The sequence below is a fragment of the Micromonospora sp. KC207 genome, from assembly GCF_004348615.1.
Classification (GTDB): Bacteria; Actinomycetota; Actinomycetes; order Mycobacteriales; family Micromonosporaceae; genus Micromonospora.
In genome coordinates this window covers 1-15,680 of sequence record NZ_SMKJ01000164.1, presented here as the reverse complement: position 1 = coordinate 15,680, position 15,680 = coordinate 1, and the positions used below count along the sequence as shown (strand labels likewise).

The 15,680-nt window shown below is 74.3% G+C and carries 9 protein-coding genes and 2 pseudogenes; 2 read left to right on the top strand and 9 right to left on the bottom strand.

What is annotated here, in order from left to right; genetic code table 11:
• From E1258_RS20115 to E1258_RS20090, 6 genes are all read right to left on the bottom strand, one after another.
• The coding region (locus E1258_RS20115) for a Na+/H+ antiporter subunit E (RefSeq protein ID WP_132403579.1) at positions 1–616 on the bottom strand (616 nt) is incomplete at its 3' end.
• 102 nt (positions 617–718) lie between these two features.
• Positions 719–2,233, bottom strand: a complete 1,515-nt coding sequence (locus E1258_RS20110) for a Na+/H+ antiporter subunit D (RefSeq protein WP_132403576.1) — start codon at positions 2,231–2,233, stop codon at positions 719–721.
• Positions 2,230–2,712: a Na(+)/H(+) antiporter subunit C gene (locus E1258_RS20105; RefSeq protein ID WP_132403573.1), complete on the bottom strand. Its 483-nt coding sequence runs from the start codon at positions 2,710–2,712 to the stop codon at positions 2,230–2,232. The genes E1258_RS20110 and E1258_RS20105 overlap by 4 nt, the downstream gene beginning before the upstream one ends.
• Entirely contained in the window at positions 2,700–5,546 is a 2,847-nt protein-coding gene (locus tag E1258_RS20100) for a Na+/H+ antiporter subunit A (RefSeq protein ID WP_132403570.1), read from the bottom strand. Before E1258_RS20100 ends, E1258_RS20105 begins: the two co-directional genes overlap by 13 nt.
• Before the next feature lie 151 nt (positions 5,547–5,697).
• Positions 5,698–6,507: a hypothetical protein gene (locus tag E1258_RS20095; RefSeq protein WP_132403567.1), complete on the bottom strand. Its 810-nt coding sequence runs from the start codon at positions 6,505–6,507 to the stop codon at positions 5,698–5,700.
• Positions 6,504–7,628: a Rab family GTPase gene (locus tag E1258_RS20090; RefSeq protein ID WP_165949849.1), complete on the bottom strand. Its 1,125-nt coding sequence runs from the start codon at positions 7,626–7,628 to the stop codon at positions 6,504–6,506. The genes E1258_RS20095 and E1258_RS20090 overlap by 4 nt, the downstream gene beginning before the upstream one ends.
• Positions 7,629–7,947: 319 nt before the next feature.
• Here E1258_RS20090 and E1258_RS20085 point away from each other — a divergent pair, with 319 nt between their 5' ends.
• Entirely contained in the window at positions 7,948–9,540 is a 1,593-nt protein-coding gene (locus E1258_RS20085; RefSeq protein ID WP_165949848.1) for a DUF4139 domain-containing protein, read from the top strand.
• A 42-nt stretch (positions 9,541–9,582) separates the two neighbouring features.
• On the opposite strand, the pseudogene E1258_RS20080 reads toward E1258_RS20085, so the two are convergent.
• A pseudogene (locus E1258_RS20080) lies at positions 9,583–9,941 on the bottom strand (hypothetical protein); the annotation flags it as partial.
• A 176-nt stretch (positions 9,942–10,117) separates the two neighbouring features.
• On the opposite strand from E1258_RS20080, the pseudogene E1258_RS20075 reads away from it, so the two are divergent.
• Positions 10,118–14,239: pseudogene (locus E1258_RS20075) on the top strand (ATP-dependent helicase); the annotation flags it as partial.
• A 67-nt stretch (positions 14,240–14,306) separates the two neighbouring features.
• Here E1258_RS20075 and E1258_RS20070 read toward each other — a convergent pair.
• Both E1258_RS20070 and E1258_RS20065 read right to left on the bottom strand, forming a co-directional pair.
• Positions 14,307–14,546 carry a hypothetical protein gene (locus E1258_RS20070; protein WP_132403558.1) on the bottom strand — a complete coding sequence of 80 codons (240 nt, stop codon included), beginning with the start codon at positions 14,544–14,546 and terminating at the stop codon, positions 14,307–14,309.
• A gap of 2 nt (positions 14,547–14,548) precedes the next feature.
• Positions 14,549–15,680 (bottom strand): helix-turn-helix domain-containing protein (locus E1258_RS20065; RefSeq protein WP_243715580.1); only part of this gene is annotated, 1,132 nt, incomplete at its 5' end.

Here is a 15,680-nt window from a genome sequence, read left to right as displayed (position 1 = left end):
AAGAGACAGGAGCGGAAGGACCGGAGGGGGCAGCGGCGAAAGCGGCGGGGAGGAGACGGAGCTCGGCGGCCGAGCCGATCGCGCGGACGATCCGGGCCTCGGCGGTGAGGACGCGTTCCCGGCTGGCGGTCAGGTCCTCCGGCCCGCGTACGTCGAGCACGTGCACGTAGAGCAGGCCCCGCTCCCGGTTCACCTCGATGATCAGGGTGCCGGGTACCAGCGTGATCAACTCGGCCGTGAGCGCAAGGTTCAGGTCGGTACGTACCCGCAGTTGCACCGCGATGATCGCGCCCCGGGGCCGGTAGCCCGGCCGCACCGCGATCCAGGCCACGCGGACGCTGGCACTGACCAGTTCGGTGACGAATCGACCGGCCAGCAGCAGCAGCGCCCACAGGCGTAGCCGGCCGCCGAAGGTGACCGGCGGCAACGGGAAGAACAGCAGTACGGCCGCGGCGAGCAGCAGCCCGCCGAGCAGGTTGTCCCAGGAGAACCGGCCCCAGAGCAGGCACCAGATCAGCACCATCCAGACCAGGGCCAGCAGCCGGTCCCGCCAGCGGCCGAGCCGGGCGTGTACGCGGGTCACCGGGTCGTCGGGGCCGCTCACCCGCCCGGTCACCGGACACCGCCGGAGAGCGCGCCCCGCCCCGTGGCCGAGGTACCTCCGGACACGACGGCCCGCCCCGTCACGGGGACACCCCGGAAAGAACGGCCCGCCCCGTCACGGCGCGCCGCCGGGGAGGACGGCGCGTACGTACGGGGTGCGGGCGCGCAGGTCGGTCGCCGCGTCGGTGGTCACCCCGAACAGCGGGTCGGCGGCCACGGTGAGCACCATGCCCAGCGCGACCAGGGCCGTGGTGGCGCCGACCATCAGGGCGGGCAGCCGGCTCGGCGGGGCGGCGGCGACCAGCCGGGGCGCCCGCCAGAACGCGATGCTCCACACCCGGGACGCGGCGTAGAGGGTGAGCAGGCTGGTGGCGGTACCGGCGGCGACCAGCGCCCAGGGCAGCACGCCCCCGGCGCCGACTCCGGCCTGGAGCAGGCCAAGTTTGCCGAGGAACCCGGAGAACGGCGGAACCCCGGCGAGGTTCATCGCCGGCACGAAGAAGAGCACCCCGAGCAGCGGGGCCACCCGGGCCAGGCCGCCGAGCCGGCGCAGGTCGGTGCTGCCGGCCCGCGCCTCGACCAGCCCGGCGACCAGGAACAGGGTGGTCTGGATGGTGATGTGGTGGACCACGTAGAAGATCGCCCCGGAAAGGCCGGCAACGCTGCTCAGCGCCACCCCGAAGATCATGTAGCCGATGTGGCTGACCAGCGTGAACGAGAAGAGCCGCTTCATGTCCGACTGGGCGACCGCGCCGAGGATGCCGACCACCATGGTCAGCCCGGCCACCACCATCAGCAGCCCGTCGACGTCGCCGCCGGGGAAGAGCAGGGTCTCGGTGCGGATGATCGCGTAAACGCCGACCTTGGTGAGCAGGCCCGCGAAGACCGCGGTGACCGGAGCGGGCGCGGTCGGGTAGCTGTCCGGCAGCCAGGCCGAGAGCGGGAACACGGCCGCCTTGACCCCGAAGGCCAGCAGCAGGATGAGCTGGAGGGTGAGCCGTACGCCGTCGGGCAGCGCGTCGAGCCGCCCGGCGAGCTGGGCCATGTTGAGGGTGCCGGTGGCCGCGTACACGAGGCCGACCCCGACCAGGAAGATCATCGACGACAGGATGCTGACCACCACGTACGTCGACCCGGTCCGGATCCGACTCTCGGTGCCGCCGAGCGTGATCAGCACGAAGCTCGCGGCCAGCAGGATCTCGAAGCCGACGAAGAGGTTGAACAGGTCGCCGGCGAGGAAGGCGTTGGTGACGCCGGCGGTGAGCACCAGGTAGGTGGGGTGGTAGATGGTCACCGGCGCGGACTCGCCGATGTCCCCCCGGCCCTGCCCGATCGAGTAGAGCAGCACGCACAGCGTCACGGCCGAGGAGACCACCAGCATCAGCGCGGCGAGTTGGTCGGCGACCAGCACGATCCCCACCGGCGGGGGCCAGCCGCCGATCCGCACCACCACCGGCCCGTGCCGGTACGCCTCGACGAGCAGCGCCACGGCGACCACCACCCCGACGGCCAGCACGACCACGCTGACGGTGCGCTGGAGCCCGGGCCGGTTGGCCAGCAGCAGGGTGAGCGCGGCGCCCAGCAACGGCACCACCACCGGAAGCGGGACGAGCCAGGCGTAGCCCGTCACGGTGTCTCCCCCCGGTGCTGCCGGCGCAGGTGCGGCTCCGGGTCGACCTGTTCCGGGTCGCCGCCGGGGCCCTCGCCGCCGAGGTCGGGCGCGGGCAGCTCGTTGTGCGCGGCCAGCGTGGCGACCTGACGGTCCTCCAGGTCGTCCTGCACCTCGTCGTTGCCGGTCAGATACCAGTTGCGGTACGCGACCGCGAGCAGGAACGCGGTGAACCCGAAGGTGATCACGATGGCGGTGAGGATCATCGCCTGCGGCAGCGGGTCGCTCATCCGGTCCACCGGTGCGGTGCCGACCGCGGGCGCGTCCCCGGACCGGCCGCCGAGCAGGATCAGCAGGTTGACCCCGTTGCCGAGCAGGATGACGCCGAGCAGGATGCGGGTCAGGCTGCGTTCCAGCAGCAGGGTGACGCCGGTGCCGGCGAGCGCCCCGACGACGACGATCAGCACCAGGGTCGGCCCGGTCCCGCTCACGGTCGCCATCCCTGCGGGTCGACGATCAGCCCGCCCTCGGTCTTGCCGGTTGCCTCGATGTGGCGGTCGATTTCGGCGCCGAGGCTGCGCAGAATGTCCAGCATCAGGCCGACCACGATCAGGTAGACCCCGACGTCGAAGAAGATCGACGTGACGACGTAGAAGTTTCCGATGCCGGGCAGCCAGAGGTCGACCTTCGCGCTTTCCAGCACGGATCCGCCGACGACGAGGGCGACCACGCCGGCGCCGACCGACATCGCCAGGCCGGCACCGAGGATCGTGCCGGCGGCGACGGGGGCCGCCTCGGCCAGCTCGTACCGGCCGCCGGCGAGGTAGCGCAGGGTCAGGGCGAGGCCGGCGACCAGGCCGCCCGAGAAGCCGCCGCCGGGGGCGTTGTGCCCGGAGAAGAGCAGGAACAGGGAGAAGAGCACGATGGTGTGGAAGATCAGCCGGGTGACCACCTCGAAGACGATGGACCGGCGGCGCATGGTGAGGGTGGGGCCGCCGCGCAGCCACACCGGCCGCTGCGGTCCCCGCCGCGGTCCCCGCCGCAGGGAGCGCTCGGGGCGGCGCGGCCGGGGGCCGGTGCGGGAGCGCTGGAAGATCAGGCTGGCCACCCCGGTCGCGGCCACCACGAGCACGGAGATCTCCCCCATGGTGTCCCAGGCCCGGATGTCGACCAGGACCACGTTTACCACGTTGCGCCCGTACCCATCGCTGACCGCGAGGCCCGGGAAGGCCAGCGAGATCGGTGACGCGGTGCGGGCACCGACCGCGACCAGGCAGAGCCCGGCGAGGACCACCCCGACCGCCGCCCCGACGGACCGGCGCACCCACCGGCTGCGGCGCAGCGGGCGGGTGGAGAACCGTTCGGGCAACCGGCGCAGCACCAGCACGAAGACCGCGATGGTCGCCGTCTCCACCAGGAACTGGGTCAGCGCCACGTCGGGCGCGCCGTGCAGGACGAACATCATCGCGGAGCCGTAGCCGGTGACCCCGACCAGCAGCATCGCCGTGAGTCGGCGGCGGGCGCCGACGGCGAGCAGCGCGGCCACCACCGTCACCAGGCCGACCACCAGTTGCAGCGGGGTTTCCCAGAGCGCGACCCGCTGCCGCCACGGGCCGGCGGTCAGCATCGCCCCGCCGGGCACGACGACGAGGACCAGCAGGATCGTCCCGAGGTACTGCGGCAGGGAGCCGCGCTGAGTGGCGCTGGTGACCTCGATGGCGAGCCGGTCGAAGGCGTGGGTCAGCCACTCGTATCCCCGCGCGCTGGCGACCGGCGCGCGCACCCGGGCCAGCACGGGGACGAGCGGGCCGCGCAACGCGAACAGGGCCGCGCCGCCGGCGAGGGCCAGGGCGGACATGCCGAGCGCCAGGGTCGGCCCGTGCCAGAGCGCGAGGTGCTCGGGCACCGGGCCGAAGAGTTCGGCGTACGGGCGCAGCAGCGCGCCCAGCGGGCCGGCGAGCAGGCCGACGACCAGCCCCGCGGCGGCCAGCAGGGCGGGCGGCCCCAGCATGGCGGCGGGGACGGGCTGCGGCTCGGTCTGCTCGGCGGGCGGGCGGGCGCCGAACGCGCCCCAGACGAAGCGGGCCGTGTACGCGACGCTGAGCGCGGTGCCGGCGACGAGGCCCGCGAGGACCAGCGGCTGGTCGGCGAACGCGGCGAGGACGGCCTCCTTGGCGACGAAGCCGACCATCGGGGGCAGCCCGGCCATCGAGGCGGCGGCCAGCACCGCGACGGCGGCCAGCAGCGGGGCCTGCCGCCCGAGCCCGGACAGTTCCCGCAGGTCGCGGGTGCCGGTGGTGTGGTCGATCGCGCCGACGACGAGGAAGAGTGCCGCCTTGAACAGCGCGTGCGCGAGCAGCATCGCCGCGCCCGCCAGGGCGGCTTTCGGGGTGCCCGCGCCGAGCACCACGGTCAGCAGGCCGAGCTGGCTGACGGTGCCGTACGCCAGCAGCAGCTTCAGGTCGCACTGGCGCAGCGCGGCCCAGCCGGCGCCCAGCATGGTGAGCAGCCCGGCGGTGACCGTCACGGGCCGCCACGGGCCGACGGCGGCCAGCACCGGGGCGAGCAGCCCGAGCAGGTAGACACCGGCCTTCACCATCGCCGCGGCGTGCAGGTACGCGCTGACCGGCGTCGGGGCGGCCATCGCCTGCGGCAGCCAGCCGCTGAACGGCAGCACCGCCGACTTGGCCAGCGCCCCGGCCAGCACCAGCAGCACGGCGGTGGCCAGGTAGCCGCCGGCCGGCAGCCCGGCCCCGGCGAGCTCCGACCAGCGGTACCCGCCGGCGTGCCGGCCGAGCATCAGGAACCCGACCAGCATCGCCAGCCCGCCGAACGTGGTCACGGTGAGCGCCTGCGCCGCGGCCCACCGGCTGGCCCGCCGCTCGGTGCTGTGCCCGATCAGCAGGTAGGAGAAGATGGTGGTCAGCTCCCAGAAGACGTAGAGCAGCAGCAGGTCGTCGGCGAGCACGAGGCCGAGCATCGCGCCGGCGAAGGCGACGAGCACTGCCGCGAACCGGGCCAGCCCGGCCGACCCGGCGGCGAAGTACCGCGCGCAGTAGACCAGCACCAGCGCGCCGACACCGCCGACCAGCAGGGTCATCAGCCAGGACAGGGTGGTCAGCCGGAAGGCCAGCTCCAGCCGCAGTTGCGGCACCCAGGGATACGTCTCGACGAGCGCACCGCCGTTGCGCACCGCCGGCGTACGGGCCACGGCCCAGCCGAACGCGGCGGCCGGCGCGAGGGCGAGGGGGTAGCAGGCGCGCGGACCCCACCACCGGACCAGCAGCGGCGCGACGAGCGCCGCCACCAGGTGAAGGATCAGCAGTACGAGCACCCGCGCTCCCGGTCGAGGTGGCAGCAGCGCGCCCGAGGGGAGACGCCTATCAGCGATCAGACGCCAGTTTCCGGCCCGACGGGCGGTTTTACCGGAATTCGCGGGAGTTGGTGGCGGTACGCGGCCGGCGTCCGCCGGCCACGCCCCGTGGTCACCTGAGGAGCTTCCCGATCACACCCCTGATCCCACCCGAGGCGGAACCTCCAGATCCCGAGGGGGAGTATTCGCCCACCACCGCCCCGCCGGCGAAGAAGCGCAGCAGGGAGGCATTGGCGAACTGCGTCGAGCCAGGGCCCGGCAGGCCATTGAATGGCAGGTACCTGGCGACGACGTCACCCTTCCCGTGCCAGAAGGCTGCCGCCAGGAGCTCCGCCAGCAGGTAGGCGGGGTCGTGGCCCGATCCCCTGAGGGCGACCGCGGCGTCGCCGACCACCCGCTTGCCGATCAGACCGGAGAAGAACGTGCCCAGCCCCGCCAGAGCCGGTGCCAGCTCACGTCGGACCGCGTCGCCGTCCGGGCCCTGTAGCCGGTTAGCCAGCGCGCCGGCGGCCTCCCGAGTACCGGGTTGCGTCACCGCGCACGACCGGGCGACGGCCGCGACCACGGCAGCGAGAATGTGCACCCACAGCTCCGGCTCGGCCCGGCTCGGGACGACGAAGCCGAGGGTCACGCAGAGGCCCGCCCGGCCGGAGCCGCTCTCCACCGCCTCCACCGGAATGCTAACCAGAAGCAGCCTGGCTCCTCCCAGTCCGCACGAGACGCCGGCCGGCAGGCGCGTCGCGCCCACCTCGCCGGCAAGGAACCCCGCCAGCTCATGGACCCGGTGGTTCTGGGCCTCGGAGAGGGTCTCCAAGTCGCCGATCACCAGCCCGTGCTGGACCCCGGGCATGAATCCGAAGACGAGCGGCGCGATCGACGGCGGCCCGCCGGCTGAGCCGGCGAACAGGGTCCGAACGCTCATGACATGACCACCTTCCGGATGCTCTCGCGGATCTGCTGCACGCCCCACCCGGTCTTGGCGCTTCCCACGATCCAGACGAAGGGAATCCTGTTCTTCTTGCAGATGCCCTCGACCAGGTTGCGGTGCTCCTGGAACTGGCTGTCGAACTGGTCCCGGATGCCCTTGGCGCTGGAATCCTCCGGGGAACTGTTCGACAGCAGGTCAAACTTGGTACCGAAGACGATCACCAGATCCAGTTTTCGGTTCAGCCTGCGATCTCCGAGCACCGCGCGCGGCACGCTGGCATACCCCTTCTGTTCGGCAACGTAGCGGGGATCGAAGCCCGCCCCGGCCCCGGCCGCGTTGTCCGCGCGGGGAGCCAGCACGAAGACGAGGACGCGCTTGGCCCGACGCGGCGACTGGTTCAGCTGGTTCCGGATCTCCCACGGCTCACTGCCGGCCGTGTCGGTGATGCGCGGGATCAGCGTGTACTTCCCGTACGGGACCGGCTCCAAGGCCGGGGTCCGCGCCACCCCGACGGTGGGTCGGGAATCCGCGAAGGGCGCGCTGTCGTCCTTCCACTTCCGCCAGAGCTGCGTCTTGCCGGAACCCGCCGAACCCAGCAGCACGACGTGGATGCGCTTCTCGTGGCGCTTGGCCCACATCCTGCCGAAGAAGGCGGTGACGAAGCTGAGCCCGAGGATGCCGACGACGATTTCGAAGACGTCCTTGATGCCCTGCCAGTGCTCCTTGACCCATCGGGTCGTCCGCGCCCAGAGACCGGGGTCCCACCGGCCCAGTCCGTCCCGGACGGCAGCCTCCTGCGCCGCCTTCTCGTCCTCGTTCCCGGCCGAACCGGTGATCTCGGCGCAGCCCTGCCGCAGCAGCTGCCAGCGCACCTCCTCCACCGTCCGATACGCCAGCTTCCGGGCGCAGTCGAGGTCGACGTCGAGGCCCGAGACGTCGACCGTGACCGCGACGACCGCGCCGACGGAGACGCCCTTCAGGGTCGCCCCCTCCTGCGACCAGTCGGTCGTGACGACGTAGGCGCCCCGCGGCTCGGGAGTGGAATCCTCCGAATCGGCTTGCGGGCTGTCGCATGCCGCAATCGGCAGGGCCGCGATGACGACGAGTAAGGCCATTCCGCGCTTCAGTGCCCGCACCTGACGTAGCCCCGCTCTTTCCTGGCGTACTCCGTGGAACGCGAACCGGTCGTCACCGCGTGTCGTCACGACCTGTCAGGACGGCCCGGGTGACGTAAGCATCATGGCGTCGGTGGGCAAGCAGGACGGCCAGCGCCAGTCCGATTGGTAGGCTCCATAGGCTTTTCTGGCGATAGAGGTGTCCGGAAAGCGACTCCTCCGACGACATCGCGGTTCGACACTCTGCACCAAACCGCCCGCCCCGCGGCCCGGTCCGGAGGGTCGGGAGCACGAGCACGGTCCGGCTATCCTCGCCGCCGTGAGGGCAGTGGAGATCGAAGCACCCGTCGTCGGCGTCACCGTCTATCCGGACCGGGCCCGGCTCACCCGCCGGGGCAGCGCCCGGCTGGCCGCCGGTGAGCACCGGGTACGCGTCGCGCCGTTGCCGCTGGGGCTGCGGCGGGACTCGCTGCGGGTCGGCGGCCGGGGCGCGGTCACCGTGCTCGGCGTGGACGTGATTACGTGGCGGCAGGCACGCAGCGCCGACGGGCAGGTCCGCGAGTGGGAGCAGCGGAGCCGGGAGCTGGCCGACGAGCTGGCCGAGGTCGACGACGCGTACGGGATCGAGGCGCAGCGGGGGCAGTTCCTCGCCGGGCTGGCCGAGCGGGCCGGCGGCACGTACGCCCGCGCGCTCGCCGCCGGTGACGCCGAGCCGGCCGACGTGGTCACCTTCGCCGACTCGGTGGCCGGCCAGCTCGCCGACTCGCACGGCCGTCGACGCGGGTTGACCCGGCGGCGGACGGAGCTGACCGAGGAACTGGCCCTCGTGCAACGGCAGCTTGAGGCCGCGAGCGGCAAGCGGGAGCCGGACCGGTTGGCCGCCGAGGTGACCGTGTCGGTGGACGTCGACGACGCCGAGCTGGACCTGGAGCTGACCTACCTGGTCGACGGGGCCCGCTGGCAGCCTTCCTACGACCTGCGGCTGGTCGACGACACCGTGACCGTGACCTGGTTCGGTTTGGTCAGTCAGGACACCGGCGAGGACTGGCCGGAGTGCGTACTCCAGCTCTCGACGGCCCGTCCGGCGGCGGCGACCGGCGTACCCGAGCTGTCGACCTGGTATCTCGACCGGGTCCGGCCGATGCCGCGGGCGGCCATGCCGGCGGCGAGCTTCGGCGCGGTGCCGGCGCCCGCGCCGCCCTCCGGGGCGGCGGCCGACGCGGTCGGTGGGTCGGCCCGGACCGGCGTGCCGCAGCCCAAGGTGCGGCAGAGCGTGGCCACGGTCGAGCAGGGGGTCAGCGCGGCCACCTACCGGCCGGCCCGCCCGGTCGCGGTGCCGGCTGACGGCAGCGCGTACCGGGCCACCATCGCCGTGCTGGAGCTGCCCGCCCGGCTGGACCACGTGACCGTGCCGGTCCGCGCGGCCGAGGCGCACCTGCGGGCCACGGTCCGCAACACCTCGGCGCACACGCTGCTCCCCGGCCCGGCGGCGGTCTTCCACGGCGCCGACTTCGTCGCCGCGACCCGGCTGCCGACGTGGGCGCCCGGCGAGGAGACCGAGCTGGCACTCGGGGTGGACGATCGGGTACGGGTGGAACGGAGGCTGGGCCGCCGTGCCGACACCCGGGCCACGCTCGGCTCGACCCGACGGCGGGACGTGGAGTACCGGATCAGCGTGGCCAACCACACGCCCCGGCCCGCGACCGTGGAGGTACGCGACCAACTGCCGGTGTCCCGCGACGAGTCGGTGGTCGTCCGGGAGGCCACCTGCGCCCCGCCGCCGGACGAGCGCACCGAGCTGGGCGAGCTGACCTGGCGGTTGCGGCTCGAACCGGGGGCGAGCGGCGAGGTCACCATGGGCTTCCGGGTCGAACTCGCCAAGGGGGTCGAGCTGGCCGGCTGGCGGGAGTGACGGTTTCACACCAACAGGTCGCGGCGGGTCTCCACGAGCAGGTCGCGGCGGGTCTCCACGAGCAGGTCGGGGCGGGTCTCCACGAGCAGGTCGGGGCGGTCGAGCTGGAGAACGACCTTGTTGACCACGCGCTGGGCGGCGGCGAGGGAACGCACGGAGAGCAGTCGCCCCCGGCTCTCCCGGCGCAGGACGAAGAAGTGCACGGCGGCGCGGACCTGCCCCCGGTCGGCGGCGCTGGACTGGGCGGTCTCGCGAACCAGCTCGCGCAGGCAGACCGCGAGCCGTTCGGCGAGCTCCAGCTCGGGGCCGTGCAGCCCGGCGCGGAGTGCGGCAAGATGGCTGTCGACCTTGCGGATGAGCACGTCGGTGCCTGGCCCGGCGCCTTGCTCCTCGGCGGCCATCCGACCTCCTTCACATCTCGCTGCGGTGAAGTTACTTTAGGTCGCGACATGGAAGCAAGCAGTTAAGTAAGGCTTAACGGAGCAAACTCCCATTTCATCCCTAACTCGGCCAGCGGGGCGGCTCCCGTGCGGCCCGCCGGTCCCGACCCACGCGGATGTCCCACCCCCGAGGCAGGATGGGGGCCGTGGCGGAGGTGACGGCCGGCTTCGGCGTGGCGGAGGCGGCCCGGGTGCTGGCGGGGTTCGGCCCGGCGACCCGGGAGTGGTTCTCGGCGGCCTTCGCGACGCCCACCCCCGCCCAGGTCGGCGCCTGGCGGTCGGTGGCGGCCCGGCGCAACGCGCTGGTCGTCGCGCCCACCGGCTCCGGCAAGACCCTCGCGGCGTTCCTCTGGTCACTGGACCGGCTGGCCGGGGCACCACCGCCGGCCGAGCCCCGGCAGCGTTGCCGGGTGCTCTACGTCAGCCCGCTCAAGGCCCTCGCCGTCGACGTCGAGCGCAACCTGCGCGCGCCCCTGGCCGGCATCCGGCAGGCCGCCACCCGGCTCGGCGTCACCCCGCCGGAGATCACCGTCGGGATGCGCACCGGCGACACCCCCGCCGACGAGCGGCGGGCCTTCGCGCGCACCCCGCCGGACATCCTCATCACCACCCCCGAGTCGCTGTTCCTGCTGCTCACCTCCGCCGCGCGGGATTCGCTGCGCGGCGTGGAGACGGTCATTGTCGACGAGGTGCACGCGGTCGCCGGGACGAAGCGCGGCGCGCACCTGGCGCTCTCCCTGGAACGCCTGGACGAGTTGCTGCCCGCCCCGGCCCAGCGCATCGGCCTGTCCGCCACCGTCCGGCCGATCGACGCGTGCGCTCGGTTCCTCGGCGGGGCCCGGCCCGTCGACGTGGTGCAGCCGCCCAGCGCCAAGACCATCGAGGTCGGCGTCGAGGTGCCGGTGGAGGACATGACCCACCTCGACGAGCAGGAGCCGCCCCCCGACGACCTGGGCGGCCCCGGCCCGCGCCGGGCCTCGATCTGGCCCGCCGTCGAGGAGCGCGTGTTCGCGTTGGTCCGGGCGCACCGGTCGACAATCGTCTTCACCAACTCCCGGCGCAGCGCCGAGCGGCTCTGCGCCCGGCTCAACGAGCTGGCCGCCGAGGAGCTGGCCGGCGCGGGGCCGGCTGCCGAGGAGCCGGGCACCGCACCCCCGGGCGGCTCCCCCGCCCGACCGCCGGCCGAGGTGATGGCCCAGGCCGGTACGGCGGCCGGGGCGGCCCCGGTGATCGCCCGCGCCCACCACGGCAGCGTCTCGCGAGAAGAACGCAAGCACATCGAGGAGGCCCTGAAGTCCGGCCAGCTCCCCGCCGTGGTGGCCACCTCCAGCCTGGAGCTGGGCATCGACATGGGCGCGGTCGACCTGGTGGTGCAGATCGCGGCCCCGCCCAGCGTCGCCGCCGGCCTGCAACGCGTCGGCCGGGCCGGGCACCAGGTCGGCGCGGTCTCCCGGGGCGTGGTGTTCCCCAAGCACCGGGGCGACCTGCTCTCCTGCGCCGTCGTCGCCGAGCGGATGGCCGCCGGGGCCATCGAGGAGCTGCACTACCCGCGCAACCCCCTCGACGTGCTCGCCCAGCAGATCGTCGCGATGGTGGCCCTCGAACCGTGGCGGGTCGGCGACCTGGCCGTGGTGGTCCGCCGGGCCGCCCCCTTCGCCGAGTTGCCCGACTCCGCGCTGCACTCCGTGCTGGACATGCTCTCCGGCCGGTACCCGTCGACCGCGTTCGCGGAGCTGCGGCCCCGGCTGGTCTGGGACCGCGCCGCCGACGTGCTCACCGGCCGGCCCGGCGCACAGCGGCTCGCCGTCACCAGCGGCGGCACCATCCCCGACCGGGGCCTGTTCGGCGTCTTCCTCGCCGGGGCGGAGCGGGCCGCCCGGGTCGGCGAGCTGGACGAGGAGATGGTCTACGAGTCGCGAATCGGCGACGTCTTCCTGCTCGGTTCGTCGTCCTGGCGGATCGAGGAGATCACCCCCGACCGGGTGCTGGTCTCCCCCGCTCCCGGCCAGGCCGCCCGGATGCCGTTCTGGAAGGGCGACCAGCTCGGCCGCCCGGTGGAGCTGGGTCGGGCCATCGGCGCCCGGGTGCGGGCCCTGCTGCGGCAGGGCGACGAGGCGGCGGTGGCCGCGCTGCGCGCCGGCGGGCTCGACGACTGGGCCGCCGGCAACCTGGTGGCGTACCTGCGGGAGCAGCAGGCCGCGACCCGGTCCCTGCCCGACGACCGCACCGTGCTGGTCGAGCGGTTCCGCGACGAGCTGGGCGACTGGCGGCTCGCCGTGCACAGCCTGCTCGGTGCCCGCGTCAACGGCCCCTGGGCCCTGGCCATCGGCCGCCGCCTCGCCGAGCGGTACGGCGTCGACGCGCAGGTCATGCCCTCCGACGACGGAATCGTGGTGCGGCTGCCCGACACCGCCGAGGAACCGCCCGGCGCCGACGTGGTGGTCTTCGAGCCCGACGAGATCGCCCAGCTCGTCGAGGAGTCCGTCGGCACGTCCGCGCTGTTCGCGTCCCGGTTCCGGGAGTGCGCGGCCCGGTCGCTGCTGCTGCCCCGCCGCGACCCGCGCCGCCGCCAGCCGCTGTGGCAGCAGCGCCAGCGGGCCGCCCAGCTTCTCGACGTGGCCCGCGAGTACGCCGACTTCCCGGTCACCCTGGAGGCCGTCCGGGAGTGCCTCCAGGACGTGTTCGACCAGCCGGCGCTCGCCGCGCTGATGCGCGACCTAACTGCCCGGAAGGTCCGCCTGGTCGAGGTGGAGACGGACCGCCCGTCACCGTTCGCCCGCTCACTGCTGTTCGGATACGTGGGCGCGTTCCTCTACGAGGGAGACGCCCCCCTCGCGGAGCGGCGGGCCGCCGCGCTGGCCCTGGACTCGGCGCTGCTCGGCGAGTTGCTCGGCCGGGTCGACCTGCGGGAGCTGCTCGACCCGGCGGTGCTCGCCGAGACCGATCGGCAGTTGCGTTGGCTGACCGAGCAGCGCCGCCCCCGCGACGCGGAGGACGCCGTCGAGCTGCTCCGCACGGTCGGCGACCTGTCGGAGGCGGAGCTGGCCGAGCGGGGCGTGCCCGTCGACTGGCTCGCCGGGCTGGCGGCGGCCCGCCGGGTGCTGCGGGTACGGGTCGCCGGCGAGGAGCGCTGGGTCGTCGTCGAGGACGCCGCCCGGCTGCGCGACGCGCTCGGCGTGGCGCTGCCGGGCGGGGTGGCCGAGGCGTACCTCGCGCCGGTGGCCGACCCGCTCGGCGACCTGGTCGCCCGGTACGCCCGCAGCCACGGCCCGTTCGCCGCCGCCACCTGCGCCGCCCGCTTCGGCCTCGGCGTGGCCGTCGTGGAGCAGGAGTTGCGCCGGCTCGCCGCCGCCGGGCGGGTGGTCTCCGGCGAGTTCGCCCCCGACACCGTGGGCACCCAGTGGTGCGACGCCGAGGTGCTGCGGCTGCTACGCCGCCGTTCCCTGGCCGCGCTGCGCCGGGAGATCGAGCCGGTGCCGCCGAGGGCGCTCGCGGCGTTCCTGCCCCGCTGGCAGCAGGTCGGCTCGTCAGCCCGGGGGGTGGAGGCCGTCGCCGCCGCCGTCGAGCAGTTGCAGGGGGCGGCCGTGCCGGCGTCGGCGCTGGAGCGGCTCGTGCTGTCCGGCCGGGTCGCTGACTACTCCCCCGCCCAACTCGACGAGCTGTGCGCCGGCGGCGAGGTGTTGTGGGCCGGGTCCGGGGCGATCTCCGGCGGCGACGGCTGGGTCACCCTGGCGTACGCCGACGCCGCGCCGCTGCTGCTTCCCCCGCCCGACGACGCGCTGATCCGTACCCCGGTGCACGACGCCGTGCTCGACGCGCTCGGCGACGGGCAGGCGCTGTTCTTCCGGTCGCTGGCCGACCGGATCGGCTCGGCCGACGACGCCGCGCTGGCCGCGGCGATCTGGGACCTGGTGTGGGCCGGGCACCTCACCAACGACACCCTCGCCCCGCTGCGGGCGGCGCTCGGCGGCGGCGGGGCGCACCGGTCCCGGCCGGCCGCGCCGCGCACCCGGTTCCGCCGTCCCGGCCGGGTGGCGCTGCCCAGCCGCAGCGGCCCGCCCACCGTGGCGGGCCGCTGGTCCCGGCTGCCGGAGCGGGACCTCGACCCGACCCGCCGGGCCGCCGCCCTCGCCGACGTGCTGCTGGAGCGGCACGGCGTCGTCACCCGGGGCGCGGTCGTCGCCGAGCAGGTGACCGGCGGTTTCGCGGCCGTCTATCCGGTGCTGTCGGCGCTGGAGGAGCGCGGGGCGGCCCGGCGGGTGGCCGGGGGCGTTTGAGCCGGCGTGCGACCCCGAGATCTGCCGCCCGGGTCGGGTGGGCCCGGGATCACCTGGTCTGCCACGGCTCTTCGCGGTCGGGTTCGGTGGGTTGGGCTGCTGGACGCCACAGTTGTAGTTCCGTGGCGGTGCGCAGGACGTCGCGGGCGGCGGCGGCCACCCGGCAGTGTGCCGTTCGGCAGGTCGGGCAGCGTCCGTCGGGGGCGGGTTGGTGGTCGCGGAGGACCCAGCGGGCGGTGAGGATCAGCCGGTTGCGGATCTGGGCCAGCGAGAGGAACGGCGCGGTCATCCTCAGCCCACCCCGAGGGTGACGGCGAGGGGGACGAGCGCCGTCGGGGCGCGCGGGTCGCGGGCGACCTGGGCGAGCACGTCCCGGCCGGCTGGTCGGTGGCGGATCTCGGCCGGCGCGATCCGGTCGGCCTCCATCAGGACCCGGCCGGCGCTGACCGGATCGTCGGCCTGGAGGTAGGCGCGGGCGGTGTCGAGCAGGTGCGCGGCGCGGTGCTCGGCGGGCAGCCACCGCCACCCGTCCCGCGCGGTCGCCTTCTCGTGCCAGACCACGGCCTCCCCACCGTCGCCCAACTCCACCGCTGCGGCGGCCCGGGCCAACTCCACCGCCGTCGGCCCGAACCCGGTGCGGTGGTGGTCGTGCCCGTCACCCACCCGGGCGGCCAGGGCGGCGGCCTCGTCCAGCAGCTCGGCCACCGCCGCGTCGTCGCCGAGGCGGGCGGCGGCCAGCGCCGCCTGGACGAGCAGCGTCCCGCACAGGGACAACTCCGGGGGCAGGCCGAACTCGATCACCGGCGGGGCGATCCGGTAGGCGGCGGCCAGCACCGCCGACTTCGCCACCCGCACCTGCCCCGACGCCCGCAACACCTGACCGAGCTGAACGTCTGCGGCGGCCACCACCACCCGCTCACCCGTGGCAGCGATCATCGCCCGGTCCGCAGCCAGCCACGCCAGGTCCGGAGCACCCAGCTTCACCAACAACGACGCGGTCACCCGGTACACCTCCACCAGCGGCACCCGACCTGCCACCGGATCGGCGGCGTGGACGCGCTCCGCGTCGGCCAGCAATTGCGGCAGCAGGTCGACCACGCATGCATAGCGGGCATACCGAAAGGTGATCCAGGCATGCGCCACCTGCCGGGCCAGCTCGACAGCCGGCAGCACCGACCGACCGCCCGCCGAGCGGCCAAGGGGAACCTCGTACCGGGACAACGCCGCCCGGACCCGCTCGACCCCTGCGAGCCGCTCGATCACCCCGGCGGGCCGCACGTCCTGACCCAGCAACACCGCCGCGTCGATCCGCAGGACCGCGGCCACCTCCCGGAGCGTCGACACCCGGTCCAGCGAGCGGACACCCCGCTCGACCTTGTCCACCCAACTCTTCGACTTCCCCAACCGGTCGGCGAACACCTGC

Excerpts from the sequence above, each read along its gene's own strand:
- E1258_RS20105 (WP_132403573.1), bottom strand. The coding sequence starts at position 2,712 with ATGGCGACCGTGAGCGGGACCGGGCCGACCCTGGTGCTGATCGTCGTC.
- E1258_RS20070 (WP_132403558.1), bottom strand. The coding sequence starts at position 14,546 with ATGACCGCGCCGTTCCTCTCGCTGGCCCAGATCCGCAACCGGCTGATC.
- E1258_RS20095 (WP_132403567.1), bottom strand. The coding sequence starts at position 6,507 with ATGAGCGTTCGGACCCTGTTCGCCGGCTCAGCCGGCGGGCCGCCGTCG.
- E1258_RS20090 (WP_165949849.1), bottom strand. The coding sequence starts at position 7,628 with ATGGCCTTACTCGTCGTCATCGCGGCCCTGCCGATTGCGGCATGCGAC.